The organism is Acidimicrobiales bacterium, assembly GCA_036399815.1.
GTDB lineage: Bacteria > Actinomycetota > Acidimicrobiia > Acidimicrobiales > DASWMK01 > DASWMK01.
In genome coordinates, this window is sequence record DASWMK010000142.1 from 1 (window position 1) to 16,961 (window position 16,961).

At 76.9% G+C, this 16,961-nt stretch carries 10 protein-coding genes; 3 read left to right on the top strand and 7 right to left on the bottom strand.

The window, feature by feature from the left end:
• The 3 genes from VGB14_09965 to VGB14_09975 all read right to left on the bottom strand — a co-directional run.
• Window positions 1-2,205 (bottom strand): DUF4062 domain-containing protein (locus tag VGB14_09965; protein ID HEX9993240.1); only part of this gene is annotated, 2,205 nt, incomplete at its 3' end.
• Window positions 2,206-2,225: 20 nt separating this feature from the next.
• The gene (locus tag VGB14_09970) at window positions 2,226-3,959 is read right to left on the bottom strand and encodes a glycosyltransferase family 39 protein (protein ID HEX9993241.1); all 1,734 of its coding nucleotides are present in this window, start codon (window positions 3,957-3,959) and stop codon (window positions 2,226-2,228) included.
• Between the two features lie 3 nt (window positions 3,960-3,962).
• Complete coding sequence (locus VGB14_09975; GenBank protein HEX9993242.1) at window positions 3,963-4,688, bottom strand: glycosyltransferase family 2 protein; 726 nt, start codon at window positions 4,686-4,688, stop codon at window positions 3,963-3,965.
• 536 nt (window positions 4,689-5,224) lie between these two features.
• Between VGB14_09975 and VGB14_09980 the strand changes: the two genes are divergently transcribed.
• Window positions 5,225-8,404: a S8/S53 family peptidase gene (locus tag VGB14_09980; protein HEX9993243.1), complete on the top strand. Its 3,180-nt coding sequence runs from the start codon at window positions 5,225-5,227 to the stop codon at window positions 8,402-8,404.
• On the opposite strand, the gene VGB14_09985 is transcribed toward VGB14_09980, so the two are convergent.
• From VGB14_09985 to VGB14_09995, 3 genes are all read right to left on the bottom strand, one after another.
• On the bottom strand, window positions 8,401-9,000 hold the full coding sequence (locus VGB14_09985; GenBank protein HEX9993244.1) for a hypothetical protein: 600 nt from the start codon (window positions 8,998-9,000) through the stop codon (window positions 8,401-8,403). The genes VGB14_09980 and VGB14_09985 overlap by 4 nt on opposite strands.
• A complete protein-coding gene (locus tag VGB14_09990) occupies window positions 8,976-9,275 on the bottom strand; it encodes a hypothetical protein (GenBank protein HEX9993245.1) in 300 nt (99 codons plus the stop codon). Before VGB14_09990 ends, VGB14_09985 begins: the two co-directional genes overlap by 25 nt.
• Before the next feature lie 68 nt (window positions 9,276-9,343).
• Entirely contained in the window at window positions 9,344-13,243 is a 3,900-nt protein-coding gene (locus tag VGB14_09995) for an amino acid adenylation domain-containing protein (GenBank protein ID HEX9993246.1), read from the bottom strand.
• 116 nt (window positions 13,244-13,359) lie between these two features.
• Here VGB14_09995 and VGB14_10000 point away from each other — a divergent pair, with 116 nt between their 5' ends.
• Window positions 13,360-15,066 (top strand): ABC transporter ATP-binding protein, encoded by a 1,707-nt coding sequence (locus VGB14_10000; protein HEX9993247.1) that lies wholly within the window; start codon window positions 13,360-13,362, stop codon window positions 15,064-15,066.
• A gap of 1 nt (window position 15,067) precedes the next feature.
• A complete protein-coding gene (locus tag VGB14_10005; GenBank protein HEX9993248.1) occupies window positions 15,068-15,685 on the top strand; it encodes an FMN-binding negative transcriptional regulator in 618 nt (205 codons plus the stop codon).
• Here the strand turns inward: VGB14_10005 and VGB14_10010 are convergent.
• On the bottom strand, window positions 15,621-16,922 hold the full coding sequence (locus VGB14_10010; protein ID HEX9993249.1) for a SidA/IucD/PvdA family monooxygenase: 1,302 nt from the start codon (window positions 16,920-16,922) through the stop codon (window positions 15,621-15,623). The genes VGB14_10005 and VGB14_10010 overlap by 65 nt on opposite strands.
• Window positions 16,923-16,961 lie beyond the last annotated feature (39 nt).

A 16,961-nucleotide genomic window follows, 5' to 3' on the forward strand; every position in this document is an offset into this window, starting at 1 on the left:
GAGGTCCCGCCGGGCCCGCCGGGCGACGGCCTGGTTGGCCCGGCAGGCGGCCAGCCCGTCCCCGTCGCCCGACCGCCGGCACACCGCCTCCTGCTCGGCCAGCGCGGCCTCGGCCCCGCCGAGGTCGTCCACCCCGAGCAGGGCGGCGGCCAGGTTGCCGAGCGCCCCGGCCAGGCGGCGGTCGTCGCCGTCCCGCCGGGCGAGGTCGACCAGCGCCCGGTGGAGGGCGACGGCGTCGGCGGTGTGGCCGGCGTCGGTGAGGAGGCGGGCGACCTGCCAGGCGGCGCCGGGGTCGGCGGCCGGATCGGCCAGCACGGCCGCGTAGGTCGACGGCATGCGGTGGGCGGACCGGGCCTCGAGCGCCGCCCAGGTGGCCCGCAGGTCGGCGAGGTCGCGGCGGTAGGCGGCGTCGAGCACGGCCGGGTCGGCGAGGGCCGCGGCGAGGTCGTCCCACCGCTCGGCCCGGAGGAGCTGCCAGAGGCCCTCGTCGACGGTCCGCGGGGTGGGCGGCCGGGCGAGGAAGTAGTCGGCCAGCCGGGCGTGGGCGGCGGCCGGCCGGTAGCGGTCGGCGACGGCCCGCCGGAACGGGCCCGAGGCCGGGGCGACGAGGCCCGACCGGGTGGCCAGGTGGGCCTCGGCGGCGAGGGACAGCGGCGACCAGGTGGCGTGGGGGAGGGGGCCGTCGGCGCCGGGACCGGCCAGCAGGTCCAGCAGCTCGGGCTCGGACAGCCCCCGCCGGGCCGCCCACAGCAGCGACAGCGCCTCGCCGACGAGGCCGGGGCGGTCCCGCTCGTAGTCCCGCTCCCAGCGGGCCAGCACCCGCTCGAGCAGGTCGTCGACGGTGCCGGCGGCCAGGTGGTGGTCGAGGGCGGCGCCGAGCGTGAAGTGGTCGCCGTGCTGGCGCAGCTCGTCGAGGATGGTGACGAGGGCCAGCGGGTTGCCGGTGAGCGGGGCGGCCACCAGCCGGTCGGTGTGCTCGGCCGACAGCGCCTTGGCCGAGCGGGCGAGGAAGGCGGCGGCCAGGCGGCGGCGCTCGCCCTCGTCGAGGGGCGGGACCCGCCAGGTGGCGAAGCCCCGCTCGGCGGCGGCGTCGAGGGACCGCCCCGGCCCGGCCGACAGCACCACCCGCACGCCCGGCGGCACCACCGGCGGCAGCCAGGCGAGGTCGGGGGCGCCGTCCCGGTCCTCCAGGTGGTCGACCCCGTCGACGACGAGCACCGTCCCCGGCCGGGCCGTGCCGGCGGCGGCGAGGGCGGCGGCGAAGGCCAGCTTCAGCGCGTCCGCCTCGGACGGCGCCTCGCCGGCCGAAGGGTCGAGCCGGGCGACGAGGCGGCGGAGCATGGCGGCCCAGTCCGCGCTCGCGGCCGTCGCCTGCACGTGGTGGACGACGACGGCCGGCTGCCCGGCGGCCCAGGCGGCCAGCACGGCCGACTTCCCCGAGCCCGGCTCGCCGGTGACGACGAGCGCCGGGCCGCCGCCGTCGAGCGCCTCCGCCGCGCCGGGGCGGGGCAGGAACAGGGCCGTGCGCCGCTCGGCCCAGGCGGCCTGCTCGCGCTCCTCCCGCTCCAGCGGGTCGGGGACCTCCTCGGGCGGGAACAGGCGGTCGATCACGGCCAGCAGGTCCTCGCGGACGAGCCGGCCGAGGGTCTCGGGGTCGGGGTAGCCGTCGCGCACCGGGAACCCGCTCGTGCGGATGCGGTCCTTGAGCGCGGCGAGCCGGGCCCTGGCCGCCGGGTCGTCGTCGACCAGCGCCGGCCGCTCGTCGGGCGGCGCCCGGTCCACCCAGGCCGGGTCGCGCAGGTAGAAGTAGGCGTGGCCGGCCATGGCCGGGTCGTTCAGGACGCCGTGGAGGATCTCCAGCTCGGTCACCGAGCGGCCCCGGTCCTCGGCCAGCCAGCCCAGCTGGGCGGCGAGCTCGGCGGGGACCTCGTCGGGCACCCAGCCGTAGCGCTCGCCGAGCAGGCCGATGAACCACGGCCGGCTCCGCTCGATCTCCGCGAGGCAGATGGGCAGGACGGCGCCTTCGGCCTTCTGCTCGTCGGTCACCCCCCAACGCAGGTCGACCTCGGCCCAGGCCACCCCCCGCTCCTCGCAGCGCCGCCGCAGCTCGGGGAAGACCCGCTTGACCAGCTCCTCGCGCTCCTCCTGGAGGTCGCGGAAGGTCGAGGAGATGAAGACCCGCACCGCCCGGCGGTCGTCGCCCACGGGGCGGTATCGAACCACAGCTACCCGGCCACGTCCCCCCGGCGGAGCAGGTAGACGGCGGTCGGCTCGTCCTCCAGCCACGACGAGAACGGGTAGCGAGCGACCACGTCGAAGCCGAGGAGCGGCTCGGACGCCACCACGTGGGTGGCGACCACGCCGGGCGTGTAGAAGCCGACCCACCAGGCGGGCACGTCGTGCTCGCTCAGGATCAGCGGCGGCGGGGGCGGGGGCGGCGCCCCGGGCTCGACCTCGGCCCGGCCCGGGTCGGCCGGCACCGGGACGTCCTCGGGGGCGACGGGCCGGCGGAACACGTGGTAGCCGTCCCACGCCGCGCCGGCGTCGAGCTCGAGCGGGCCGACCCCGGCCGCGAACGCGTCGCGCCCGGCCCGCCAGGTGGCCGACTGGAAGGCGAGGTAGTCGTGGGTGCCGGCCACCGACACGGCGGCCAGCGCGGCGGTCGCCACCCACGCCGGGGCCAGCCGCAGGCGCAGGTCCCGCACCGCCCACAGCACGAGGGCGACGAGCAGGGGCAGCAGCGGCAGCAGGTAGCGGTCGTAGCTGACGACGGTGGCCCGCACCGGGAACGACGACGGGACGACGCCGGCGGCCTGCCAGGTCGCCAGCACGGCGACCAGGCCGGCCGGCCCCCGCCACGCCGGGGCGCGCACGAGGGCCCTGGCCAGCAGCACCGCCGCGGCCACCGAGAGGGCGGCGACCACCCAGCCGACGGCGGCCGTCGTCGAGTACGACAGCAGCGGGGCCCGGCCGCCCCGCAGGTCGCCCGACGGCCCGAGGCCGGCCCGGTCCACGAACTGGGGGACGTAGGGGAAGCCGAGGTGGCGGGTGCGGAAGCCGACGAACCCGTAGGCGAGCACGACCACCCATCCGGCGACGAGCGCCCACCCGAGCCGGGGCATCCTGCGCACCACCCGGGGGAGGGCGACGGCCGCGCCGACGACGAGGGGCAGGGCGAAGAACCCGACCCACTCGAGCTCGACGAAGGCGACCTGGCGGACGAGCGAGAGCGTCCCCCGCACCCCGGCGTCGCCGGCGGCGGCGAGGAAGTCGCCCGAGTTGGACGCCTGGTCGACCAGGCCGGTGACCGTCGCCGCGGTGTAGGCGAGGGCCGTCAGCACGGGCACGAGCGAGACCCGCACGGCCTCCCGGACGGTCAGGCGGCGGGCCACGGCCAGCCACGTGAGCACGGCGAGCGGGATCAGCAGCCCGTGCTGGCGGACGAGGAAGGCGAGGCCGGCGGCGGCCGACCCGGCGACGACCCACCGGCCCGCCCCCTCCCTGGCGAAGCCCCGCACGTAGCCGTAGGCGGCCATCGCCAGCAGGGCGGTGAAGAACCCGTCGGTCATGAACGTGAAGGCGAGGACGTAGCCGAGCGGGTGCCACCAGACGAGGGCCGCGCCGAGCGTGCTCCTCGCCCGGTCCACCCCGAGCTCACGGCACAGCCCGTAGGCGGCCAGGCCGCCGAGCAGCCAGATCACGAACGTCGACACCCGCAGCACCCCGAACGACACGCCGAACACGGCGCCGAACAGCCCGCCCCACAGCACCGGGAACACGGCCGTGGCCGCGGCCGGGAGGATGCGCAGCTCGCCGTCGTGCACGAGCGTCGCCACCGAGCGGGCGTAGATGAAGTCGTCGCTCACGGCCACCGGCGCGAGGGTCGGCACCACGAACGTGGACGCCACGAGCGCGGCGGCGACGAGCAGCAGGGGCCAGTGCCGGCGGGCCAGGTCCACGCGTCAGTCGGGCGCGAGCGCGGCGGACGGCTGGCCCACGGACCGCCGCAGCCGGACCAGCTCGCGGAAGGCCCGGGCGATGACGCGGGGGTCGGCGCCGCTGGCCGTCCCCGCCTGCCGGGGCCGGTGGCTGACCGGCACCTGCTCGATCCGGGCGCCGGCCCGCTGGAGCTTCAGCAGCAGCTCGGCGGAGATGACGGCGCCGTCCGCCTCGAGCGGGCCGACGTCGACCAGCCGGTCGCGGCGCAGGAGCTTGAAGGCACAGTCGACGTCGCGGATGCGCACGCCGAGCACGAGCCGCACGACCTGGGACCACAGCCACGCGTTCACCCGCCGGCCGAGGTGGTCGGCCCGCTCCCTGCGGTAGCCGACGACGGCCTCGGCCCGTTCGGTCAGCGGCAGCAGCAGGCGCAGCTCGGTCGGGTCGAACTGGCCGTCCCCGTCGGTGAGGAACACCCAGTCGCAGCGGGCCGCGCCGAACCCGCTGCGCACGGCCGCCCCGTAGCCCCGGTTGCGGGCGTGGTGGACGACCCGGACGCGGGGGTCGGCGGCGGCCAGCCCGTCGGCGATGGCCGGGGTGGCGTCGGCGCTGCCGTCGTCGACCACGACCACCTCGAAGCGGTCGAGCCCCAGCCCGGCCAGCGCCGCCGTGACCTCGCCGACCGTGCGGGCCAGGTTCCCCTCCTCGTCGTAGGCCGGGAGCACGGCGCTCACCTCGGTCACGGGCACGGCCCGGAACCGTACCGCCGGGCAGGAACCCGGCCGGGCGGTGGCGAAAGGAGGCGCACCGCGAGCCCCGGGAGGGAACGTGCGACACCGACGCCTGCTGCCGGTGGCCGTCGCCGCGACGGCCGTGACCCTGCTGCTCGTCCCCGTGGCCGACGCCGCCACGGGGGCCCTGTCCGTCAACTCGGTGGGCGGCCAGGCCGTCCGCCGGGGCCGGGTGACCAACCCGCTGTCCGGGCCCGTCACCGTGCGGGGCACGGCGTCGGTCACCGACGGGCCCGCCCCCACGCCGGCCACCACCCCGCTGATCGCCGACGCCGGCGACAGCCCCTTCGTCGCCGCCGGCGACCGGGCCACGCTCGCCGGCATGGCCTTCGGGGACGGCGCCGTACTCCTTCGCCTGGTCGACCCCGGTCGGCGCCATCGCCGAGGGCGCCGACTCGGCCACCGCCCTGCTCGACACGGCCGGCGTCGCCCCCGGCACCCACACCCTGTCGTTCACGGTCACCGACGCCGACGGCGCCGTCAGCACCGACACCGTGAAGGTCGTGGTGGCGACGGCGTCGACGTCGACCCTCGTCGACGAGAGCCGGGCCGACACCACCCCCGGCGTCCTCGGCAACGGCCAGCCCGGCACCGTCGACTTCCCGTTCACGGTCGCCCCCGGCACCGACCGCATCGACGTGGCCGCCACGTGGACGGTCCCGGTCAACGACTACGACCTCGTCCTGGTCGACCCGCACGGGGCCGAGCGGGCGCCCGTCGGCGACCCGGCCGGGGTCACCACCGAGGCGACCACCCTGTCCGACCCCGAGGCCGGGAGCTGGATCGCCCGGGTCGAGAAGTTCGCCACCGTGGCCGACACCGTCCACATGGTCGTCACGGCCGCCTCGACCGGCCCCGACCCCCGGCCGGTGGTCGACGCCGGCGGCCCGTACCGCTACCGCACCGGCACGGCCCAGACGCTGGCCGGCACGGTCACCGGCGGCACGGCGCCCGTGGCCGTCGCCTGGGACCTCGACGGCGACGGCCGGTTCGAGACGGCCGGCACCTCGGCCAGGGCCGCCCTGCCCGACGGCCGCCACCTCGTCACCCTGAAGGCGACCGGGGCCGACGGCCTCGAGCGCCGGGAGACGACGTCGCTGCTCGTGGCCGACCCCGCCCGCCTGGCCGCCGAGACCACCCCGCTGACGGTGATCGGGATCGCCGACACCGGCATCAACCCGTACCACCTCGAGTTCTCGGCCACGACCTACCCCGACCCCGACGTGCTGGCCCTCACCGAGAACTTCACCCGCCACCCGTCGGAGTACCTCCCCGGCTACCCGGCCGACGCCGAGGCCCTCGACGTCACGCTCGGCCAGGGCTACTTCCCGGCCGAGGACGCCGACCTGTGGACCCCCGAGCGCATCCAGGAGGGCCGGCTCTACTGGATCCCCGGCACGAAGATCGTGGGCGCCTGGGACGCCGGCGACGCGGCCGGCCTCCAGGAGTCGACCGTCGACGGCAACCCCGACAGCCACCCGATCCTCGACGACAACGGGCACGGCAGCGGCTCGGCGTCGGTGTCGACCGGCAACCGCTACGGCTACTGCCCGACCTGCCTCCTCATGGTCGTCGAGAGCCTCGACGAGACCGTCGCCACCGGCATGCCGTGGGTGGACGTGACCTCCCACAGCTTCGGCTACGTCGGCGGCGCGCCGCTCGGCCCGGCCCTCGGGCCCAACACGGCCACCAAGGCCGCCGTCGAGCGGGGCCAGACGGTGCTGTTCGCCGCCGGCAACGGCGTCGGCAACGCCTTCGACGTCCCCATCTCCACCTACGGCTCGGACCAGACCGGCAACGACTGGACGATCACGGTCGGCGCCCTGCGCCGGGACAACCAGCGGGCCGTCGTCGGCGACGGCATCCCCGTGCACATCTCCGCCTGGGGCGACGGCAACCTGCCGTCGGCGTGCCGGACCGGCACCGTCGGGCAGTGCGCGTTCGGCGGCACGTCGGCGGCCACGCCGTACACGGCCGGCATCTTCGGCACCGTCCTCACCCGGGTCCGCGACGCCATCGGCGACGGCGAGGCCGGCCAGAAGGCCCCGGTGGCGCTGGCCGACGGGCGCACGCAGGGCCAGGTCGTGGCCGAGGGCCTGCCGGTGGACGGCAGCACGTTCCTCGCCGACGGCCTCCTGACCAGGGCCGAGCTCCGCGAGGCCGTGCTGAAGACGGCGTTCCCGTTGGTCGGCGAGACGTCCCCCTACCCGTACCCGCTGACCGCGCCCTACGACCCGTCGACCAACGTGCTGTTCGAGGGGTACGGCGCCGCCACCCCCGAGGGCGCGGCGCGCGCCGTCGACGTGCTGCTCGGCCGCAGCCTGCTGCCCGACCGCTCCGCCGAGGACGAGTTCTTCGCCATGGACGCGGCCGTCCGCGACTCGCTGTACGGCGCCTACGACCGGGACGGCGACGGCGACGAGGACCCGGCCGGCGACCCGGCGGCCTCCGCGGCGGTGGCCGCGCTCGGCCTGACCGCCGCCCAGCTGGCGAGCGTGGACGGCGCGCTGGCCGCCCTCGGCGAGGTCGCCACCCTGCGGCAGGCGGCGGCCAACGAGGCCGCCACCGGCGGGGCGACCACGGCCGCCACCGGCGAACCGGTCATGTACCACCTGCACCGGCGGGTGGCGGCCGAGCCCGACGAGCCCGTCGCCGGGTGCGACGCCGAGAAGAACGAGCAGTACATGGACCGCGAGGACACGTCCGGCGACCTCGAGCCGTGCTTCGAGAACCGGGTGACGACGGTGGCCGCCGCCTACCGGCCGGTCGGCATCTTCGCCTCGTCCGACGTGCTCGACGCCCCGCTGCCGGCCGGCTCGCTCGTCACCGCCGACGTGTACCTCGCCGGCGAGACGCCCGCCGCCGTGCGGCCGACGGCCGTGCTGGTGGCCACCGACCGCGAGATCGCCGAGGCGCCGGGCACGTTCCAGCCGGTGGTCGGCTCCGGCCCCGGCGGGGCGGCGTGCGCCGCCCTCGGCGAGGCGTGCTGGACCCACTACACGATCGGCCTGCGCACCACCCGCCCGGCCTTCGCCGGCGAGCAGGTGACGTTCCAGGTGGCCCTGTTCGGCACCCGGTCGTGGGCCTTCGGCCACGAGGGCGACCACGCCTCCCGGGTCACGATCGTGCCCGCGGCCGTGCCGGCCACCGGGTTCGCCTTCGGCGCCACGGTGACGTCGCCGGCGGCCGGCGAGGCCGTCGAGCAGGGCACCACGGTGGTGGCCGGCGGCTCGTACAGCTTCCCGGACCAGGGCACCGACCCGACCGGCGCCGGCGACCACCCGTCCACCCGCCGGGTGCAGGTGTCCCTCGACGACGCCACGTTCCGCCGGCCGGTCGAGGCCACCCTGGACGACGGGACCTGGTCGGCGCCGCTCGGCCGCCCGGCGCCCGGGGCGCACCGGGTCTACGTCAGGGCGATGGTGGACCGGACGGCGTCGGCCGTGCGGTCGGCCGCCTTCACGGTCCGGCCGTCCACCAGGGTCGAGTGGCAGGTGGTGGAGCGCAACGCCACGCCCGACGCCGCCGCCTGGCGGGACGCCACCGGCCTGTCCACGTGGTCGTACTCGTTCGACACGGCCACGTACGGGACCGGCGCCCGCACCATCGTCACCCGGCTGGTGTCGGCGGGGGAGGTGCTCGCCGAGCAGACGGTGGCCGCCCGCTTCCGCTAGCCCCCGGGCGCGGCGGGGACGGCGAGGAAGGCGGCCCTGAGCAGGGCGGTGCCCTGGGCGTTGGCGCACACGTCGTGGCCGATGCCCGGGGCCACCGCCTCGTCGACCATCGGTGTCCCCGCCGCCCGCAGCAGGGCCTCGTAGGCCCTGGCCTGGTTGACGACCGGGACCGCCTCGTGCTCGCCGAGGAGCACGGTGACCCTGGTCGACTCGTGGAGGAGGTCGGCGCCCGCCGCCCCGACGCTCTCCTCGCCCCACCTGGCCTCGTAGGCCGGGTCCTCCAGCGTGCACGGGCCGGCGAAGTGCTGGAAGCCGCGAGCGGCGTCGATGTTGCGGCGGTTGCCGTCGAGGTAGGCGAGGTCGCCGCGGTCGAGGCAGCCGGCGGCGACGTCGGTGGCGGACGGCCCGCCCGTCGGGATCGCGGCGTCGACGACGGCGTCGAGGCCGTAGTGGGACAGGGCGTGGACCACGGCGTTGGCGCTGGCCGACACGCCGGTGACGCAGTAGCCGCACGCCCCGGGCGACGGCGTCAGCCCGAGCGGGGCGACCACGGTCTCGTGGGCCCAGGCGATCACGGTGGCCGGGCGGCAGGCCATGGCGTGGCTGCCGGCGTCCTCGCCCCGCTCGGCGACGTGCCAGCCGGCTGGGCGACGGCGATCGTGGCGCCGAGCGGGCGCTGCACGCCGGGGCAGGTGACGGTGACGTTCCGGCAGGTGTGGTCGGCCGGGCACCCCGCCCCGGTCACCGGGCGGCCCAGGGTGACGGTGCCGAGCGGGCGGAGGGGCGCCCCGGCGCCGGCCGGGGGCGCGGCCGCGAGGTGGGCGGCCAGCACCAGCGCCAGCACGGGCACCGCCGCGCGCCGCCGCCGCACGGGCGGGCCGGTGGGACCGGGGCGGTCGCGTCGCCGGGCGCCCGGCATGGCGGCGCTGCGGCGGCGCGTCACCGGCCCGTGCGGTCGAGGACCTCGGCGAGGCGCTCGGCGAGGGTGTCGACGTGGGGCGGCTGGAGGACGGTGCCGTGGAACCCGGTGATCCGCTCGGTGGCCACCCCGCCCGTGGCGAAGCGGCCCCAGCCGAGGGTGGGGTCGTCGCCGTCGGACCGGTCGCCCCGCAGGAGGGTCAGCCGGCCCGGGTAGGGCGGCGGCGCGTAGGCCAGCGCGGCCCGCAGGTTCGACCGCTGCACCCGCTTGATCGTGCTCAGCGCCACGCCGTCGCGGCCGGGGCCCGAGCGGCGCTGGCGGCCGTAGCGGGCCCGCGTCCACGCGGCGACGAGGGCCGACGCCCCCGGCACGGTCTCGAGCTCGGTGGTCAGCCGCTTCACCCGGCGGCGCAGCCGGCCCCGCCTGGTCGGGGGCAGGAAGCCGAGCACGCCGGGGGCGAAGCTCTCGACGACGACGGTGGCCGCCACCTCCTCGCCGGCGGCGACCAGCTGGCGGGCCATCTCGAAGGCGATCTGGCCGCCCAGGCACACGCCGGCCACCAGGTACGGGCCGCGGGGCTGCACCGCCCGCACCTCGTCCACGTAGTGGGCGGCCATGTCCTCGATCCGGGTGTCCGGCTCGTAGCCGGCGAGGCCGCGGGGCTGGAGGGCGTAGAGGGGCCGGTCGGGGTCGAGGCGGTCGACCAGGTGGCGCACGTTCAGGCCGGCGACGAGGTGCAGCGGCGCCTTGGTCCCCTGCGTCCTGATCGGGACCAGCGACGCCCGCTCCCCGCCGGCGGTCGCGTCGCGGAGCAGCGGGGCCAGCCGGGCGACCGTGGGCGCCTCGAACAGCGTGACGAGCGGGAGCCGCCGGCCGACGAGGTCCTCGGTGCGGTGCATGACCCGCACGGCGAGCAGCGAGTCGCCGCCCAGCCGGAAGAAGTCGTCGTGCACGCCGACCCGGTCGACGCCGAGGGCCTCGGCCCACAGGCCGGCGAGCGCCTCCTCGAGCTCGCCCGTCGGCGCCACGTACTCGTCGCCCAGCTCGGGCCGACCCGGGTCGGGGGCGGGGAGGGCGGTGCGGTCGAGCTTGCCGCTCGGCGTGGTCGGCAGCGCGTCGAGGACGACGAACGCGGCGGGGACCATGTACGGCGCCAGCCGGCCGGCGAGCCGGTCCCGCAGCTCGGGCAGGTGGGACGGCGCCCAGCCCGGCCCGGGAACGAGGTAGGCGACGAGGCGCTTCTTGCCGGGCTCGTCCTCCCGGGCGACGACGACGGCGTCGGCGACGAGCGGGTGCTCCCGCAGCGCCGCCTCCACCTCGCCCGGCTCGATGCGGTAGCCCCGGAGCTTGACCTGGTGGTCGTTGCGCCCGAGGAACTGGAGGTCGCCGCCCGGCAGGTGGCGGGCCAGGTCGCCCTGGCGGAACATGCGGGCGCCCGGCTCGGGCGCGAACGGGCAGGGCACGAACCGCTCGGCCGTCAGCTCCGGCCGGTGCAGGTAGCCGAGCGCCACCTGGGCGCCGCCGATGCAGATCTCGCCGGGCACGCCGACGGGCACGGGCCGCAGCCTGGTGTCGACCAGGTAGACGGCGGCGTTGGCGATGGGCCGGCCGATCGGCGGCCGGCGGGGCCACGTGGCCGGCGGCCCCTCGAGCGTGTACGAGGTGATGATGAGGTCCTCGGACGACCCGTACTGGTTCTGGAACCGGCATCCGGGCAGCCGCTCGAAGAAGCGCTGCACGGTCGGCGTGATCGTCACCGCCTCGCCGGCCGTGAACACCTCGCGCAGGTGCGAGGGGGCGAGGTCGAGGCGGTCGACGGCGTCGGCCAGCTGCTGGAGCGGCGTGAAGATGGCGTAGAGCTGCTCGACCCGCTGGTCGACCAGCAGGCGCAGGAGCGCCTCGGGGTCGCGGCGCACGTCGCCCTCGGGGAGCACGAGCGTCCCGCCGGCGGCCCACGTGGCGAACAGCTCCTGCATCGAGACGTCGAAGCTGAGCGGCGAGAACTGGAGCGTGCGGGGGCGCTCGAGCGTGCTCGCCTCCCGTACCTGCCAGAGGACCACGTTGACGAGCGCCCGCTGGGGCACGGCCGCGCCCTTCGGCCGGCCCGTCGAGCCCGACGTGTAGATGACGTAGGCGAGGTCGTCGGGGCCGGCCGGGTTGGGCGGCGGGGTGGCCGGCTGGGCGGCGAGGACGTCGTCCATGGCGTCGAGGTGGACGACCGCGTCGGCGGTGGCGGCGTCGAGGTGGCACATGTCCGTCTGGGTCACGAGGACGGCCGCCCTGGCGTCGTCGAGGATGAAGGCCAGGCGCTCGCCGGGGTAGGTCGTGTCGAGCGGGAGGTAGGCGCCGCCGGCCTTGAAGATGGCGAGCACGGCGGCGACGAGGTCGAGGGAGCGCTCGGCGTAGACGGCCACGATGACGCCGGGTCCGACCCCGAGCGAGCGGAGGTGGTGGGCCAGCCGGTTGGCCCGCTCGTCCAGCTGGGCGTACGTGAGCGAGGCGGCCCCGTGCACGGCGGCGACGGCGTCGGGCGTGCGCGCCGCCTGCTCGGCCACGAGGCGGTCGACGGTGCGGTCGGCCGACCAGTCCCTCGCCGTGTCGTTCAGCTCGACCAGCACGTGGTGGCGCTCGGCCTCGGTCAGGAGGTCGACGTCGTCGACGGCCACGCCGGGGTCGGCCACGAACGCGTCGACCACGTTCAGGAAGTGGCCGGCGGCGGCCGCCCGCAGGCGCTCGTCGAACACCCCGGCGTTGAACGTCAGGTCGACCGCGGCCGACCCCGACCCGTCGAGGTCGTGGACCTGCACGCCGAACGTGTGCCGCCCGTCGTTGGCCGACCGGGGGACGAACCGGGTCGTCGTCGGCGCGCCGTCGAAGGGCGGGAACGAGATCGGCAGGTAGTTGAGCATCACGTCGGTGACGGCCGGGTCGCCGGCGTTGCCGGTGCCGGGCGGCGAGTTGGCGATCACCTCCCACAGGCCCCGGAGGGCCTCGGCCGTGAGCGAGGCCATGGTCTCGCCGTCGCCCACCTCGAGGCGCAGCGGGTACACCTGCTGGACGAGGCCGATCGTCGCCCTCGTGGCCCGGTCCCGGTTGTGGAACGGGAGCCCGATCGACAGCTCCCGGGTGCCGCTCACCCGGTACAGGTAGGCGGCGAGGATGGCGCACCACATGCCGAGCACCGAGAGGTCGGCGCTGAGCGACCGGAAGCCGTCGGTGGCGGCGAGGTCGCGCAGCCGGCGGGTCCGCTCGGGCCCGAGGTCGAGCGTCACCCACCGCTCCCCGGTCGTGCGCCGGGCCCGGCTCACGCCGTAGGGCTCGAGCGGCTCGTGCTCGCGCTCGAGCACGGCCCGCCAGTGGGCGTCGGCCCGCCGCCACGCCTCCGTGTCGCGGGCGGCCGCCTCCCTGGCGACGTGGTCGGCGAAGGACGGCAGCGGCGGACGTCCGGCGGGGCCGCGGGCGTACGCCTCGGCCGTCTCCCGGTACACGAGCAGGCACGACCAGCCGTCGTGGAGGAGGTGGTGCAGGTTCAGGTACCACGCCGTCCGGTCGGGGCCCAGGTCGACCAGCACCGAGTCGAACAGCCGCTCGTCGAGGCGCGACGGGCGCCCGGCCCGGTCGGCCGCCCACGCCGGCAGGTCCTCCGCGTCGAGGCGCACGACCGGCGTGCGGTGGGCGAGCTCGGGCAGCACCCGCTGGACGGGCACGCCGTCGACGGTCTCGACGACCGTGCGCAGCGCGTCGCTGCGGTCCACCACCGACTGGAAGGCGGCGGCGAAGCGGTCGGGGTCGAGGCGGCGCTCGACCACGAACGTGGTCGCGTTGTCGTAGCAGGCGACGTCGCCGGCGAGCTGCTGGCCGGCCCAGAGGACGAGCTGCCCGTTCGTCAGGTTGCAGCCCGGCGCGACCCGTGTCGCCATCCGCCCTCCCTCCCCGCGGCGATGACGCGGGCGGACGGTACCACCGGGCGGTGGCTACGCTCCCCGAGCCAGTGGGCCGAGCCGAACCAGCCCGCGCCTGGCGGACCCTCCGGCGGGTGGTGGACGTGCCGCGCCGGCGCGTCGCGCTGCTCGGCGCCACCGCCGCGCTGGCCGGCGTGGCCGACGCCGCCGTGCTCGTGCTCGTCGTCCGCATCGCCGTCGCCGTCGTGGGCGGCGACCGCTCCTCCACGGCGCTCGGGCCGCTCGACCTCGACCGGTCCACCCCGGCCCTGTTCGGGCTGGCCGCCGGCCTCGCCGTCGCCCGCCTGCTGCTGTCGGCCGCGTCGGCCTGGCTGATGGCCGACCTCGCCGCGACCGCCCTCGGCCGCATGCGCAAGCGCACGTTCGCCTGCTTCGTCGAGGCGTCGTGGTCGACCCAGGCGGCCGAGCGGGACGGCCACCTCCAGGACCTGATGACCACCCACACCACGCGGGTGGCGCTCTCCCTCGTCAGCCTCGCCGCCGGCCTGGTCGCCCTCCTCAACCTCGTCGCCCTGCTGCTGACCGCGTTCGTGGTCGACCCGATCGCCTCGCTCGTCGCCATGGCCGGCACGGCCCTGCTGTTCGTGGCGCTGCGCCCGCTCGTGCTCGCGGCCAAGGCGCAGAGCGCGGCGGCCAACGCCGCCAACCTCGAGTACGTGGAGGCGGTGGCCGAGAGCGTGGCCATGGCCGAGGAGACCCACGCGTTCGCGGCCGGCCCGGCGCTGCGCCGGCGGGTCGACCGGCTGGTCGACGCCGTCGTGGCCCGCGTGCTCCGCACCCAGGCCCTCGGCCGGCTGTTGCCGTCGCTCAACCAGTCCCTCGCCGTCGGGCTGGTGCTGGCCGGCCTGCTCGCCGCCCACCTCGCGGGCGGGGCCGAGGCCGCCTCCCTCGGCGCCGTCGTCCTCCTCCTGGTGCGGACGCTCACCTACAGCCAGGGCCTCCAGTCGGCCTACCAGCAGGTCCTCGAGGTGGTGCCCTTCGCCGAGCGGCTGGGCGACGAGCAGGCCCGCTACCGGCTGGCCGCCGTGCCCCGCCGGGGCGCGCCGCTCGGCCCCGTCCGTTCGGTCGCCCTCGACCACGTGTCGTTCCGGTACCGGCCCGGGCCGCCGGTGCTCGACGACGTGTCGTTCACGGTGGCGGCGGGCGAGACGGTCGGGATCGTCGGGCCGTCGGGCGCCGGCAAGTCGACCCTCGTCCAGCTGCTCGTGCGGCTCCGGCCGGCGAGCGAGGGCGCCGTCCTGGTGAACGGGGCCGACGCCTGGTCGTTCTCGCCCGACGACTGGTGCCGCCGGGTCGCCTACCTCCCGCAGGCGCCCCGCCTGTTCGGCGGGACCGTCGCCGACAACATCCGCTTCTTCCGCGACGGCGTGGGCGACGACGCGGTCGAGGCCGCGGCCCGCCTGGCCCACGTGCACGACGAGATCGTCGCCTGGCCCGACGGCTACCGGACGCCGGCCGGGCCGCGGGGCGGCGAGCTCTCCGGCGGCCAGCGCCAGCGCATCTGCCTGGCCCGCGCCCTGCTCCTGCGCCCTGACGTGCTCGTGCTCGACGAGCCGACCAGCGCGCTCGACCCCCACTCGGAGGCGCTCGTGCGGGACACCCTCCTCGCGCTCCAGGGCACGATGACCGTGTTCGTCGTCGCCCACCGCCTGACCGCGCTCACGAACTGCGACCGGATCATGGTCCTCGGCGACGGGCGGGTGCAGGCCTTCGACCGGGCGGCCGACGTGGCCGCCTCGAACCGCTGGTACCGCGACGCCGTGCGCCTCTGGGAGGCCTGACGTGTACCCGCCCCCCGCTTACCACGTGACCGACCCCGAGCTCGCCCACCGGGCCATCGACGCCTTCCCGCTGGCCGCCGTGGTGTCCACCGGCCCGGACGGCCTCGTCGCCACCCACATCCCGCTCCTCGTCGAGCGCACCGGCGGGGCCGGCACGCTCATCGGCCACCTCGACCGCGAGAACCCGCACGTGGGCCTGCTCGACGGCGCCGACGTCCTCGCCCTCTTCCGCGGGCCCGACACCTACATCTCGCCCACGACCTACGTGACCCGGCAGCTGCCGACGTGGAACTACGTGTTCGTCGAGGCGCGGGGGACGGCCCGCCTGGTGGAGGACCCCGAGCGGGTGCGGTCGTTCCTCGTGCGCCTGATCGACCACGTCGAGCCCCGGCCCGGCGGCTGGGCGCTGGCCGACGACGACCGGCGGGTGCCGCCGCTGCTGCCCCACATCGTCGGCGTGGAGATCCCGCTGCGCTCGATCGAGGGCCGGTTCAAGTTCTCCCAGGAGAAGGTCGAGGCCGACCGGGAGCGGGCCGCGGAGCGGATGCTCGGCGTCAGCTCGCCGGACGGGCGGCGCTTCCTCCACGAGGTGCTGGGCTACGACGGCCGAGCCGGGTGAGCAGCGACTCGACGACGGTGCCGGCCCGGAGGGCGACCATGCTGAACGACGCCCCGTCGCTCGGCCCGTGCGTCCGCTCGGACGTGCCGCACAGGTACACCGGCGCGTCGAGGCCGCCCGTCGTCGCCACCCGGTAGTCCCGGCCGACGACCGGCCCGCCGTCCTCGTCGGTCGCCACCAGGTCGGCGAGCGGCGCCAGCGCGGCCGGGAACACGTCCTCGCGGTAGCCGGTGCAGAGGACGACGACGTCGGCCGCCACCTCCTCGCGCTCGCCGGTGTGGAGGTGCTCGAGCACGAGGCGGTGGGTGCCGGCCACCGTCGACGCACCGACGACGCGCCGGCTGGTCAGCACGTCGACCCGGCGGACGCCGGCCACCAGGTCCTCGTACAGCCTGCGGTAGAGCACGTCGGCGGCCTGGGCGTCGACCACGCCGAAGTTCGTCGGCCGGGCCTCGGCGAGCACGGCCCGGCGGGCGGCGGGGCCGAGGGCGTGGAACCGGTCGACGAAGCCCGGGTGGAAGACCTCGTTGCTGAACTGGCACAGGTCGACGTGGCGGAACCCGAGCGTCCGGTGGACCGAGACCAGCCGGGCGCGCGGGAAGGTCGCGTGCAGGTGGGCGAGGACCTCGACCGCGCTCTCGCCCGAGCCGACGACGGCGAAGCGCAGGGCGGCGTCGCGGTCGAGCCCGTCGACGGCGGTCAGGAACGCGGAGGAGTGGAACGCCGTCGGCCCGGCGAGGGCGGCGAGCTCGGGTGGGACGTGGGGCGCCCGGCCCGAGGACAGCACCAGCGCCCTCGCCGCCACCGTCCCGTCGCTCGTCTCGACGGCCAGCCGGTCCCGGCCGAGCGGCCGGACGGCGACCACCTCGGTGCCATAGCGGACGTACCCGGCGAGCTGGCCGGCGGCCCAGCGCAGGTAGTCCGACCACTCCAGCCGGCTGACGGCACCGCCGGCCGCGCCGAGCAGCAGCTCGCCGAACTCGTAGAGGCGCCCGTGCTCGTGGAGGTAGTTGACGAACGTGAACCGGCTCCGCGGGTTCCTCGGCGTGGCGAGGTCGCGGAGGAAGTGGTGCTGGATGTCGGTCTCCCGCAGCAGCATCCCGGGGTGCCAGGCGACCTCGGGCGCCCGCTCGAGGAAGCGCACCCGCCCGAGCGGCGGTCCACCGCTCGCCTCGGCCAGGTCCTCGACGGCGCAGGCGAGGGCGATGCCGGCCGGGCCGAAGCCGGCCCCGAGCACGTCCACCTCCTCCGGTACAGTCCGCCGCGGGGCGGTCAC

Coding starts and splice junctions, on each gene's coding strand:
- VGB14_09985 (HEX9993244.1), bottom strand. CDS start 9,000: ATGGCCTGCCGCCCGGCCACCGTGATCGCCTGGGCCCACGAGACCGTG.
- VGB14_09995 (HEX9993246.1), bottom strand. CDS start 13,243: ATGGCGACACGGGTCGCGCCGGGCTGCAACCTGACGAACGGGCAGCTC.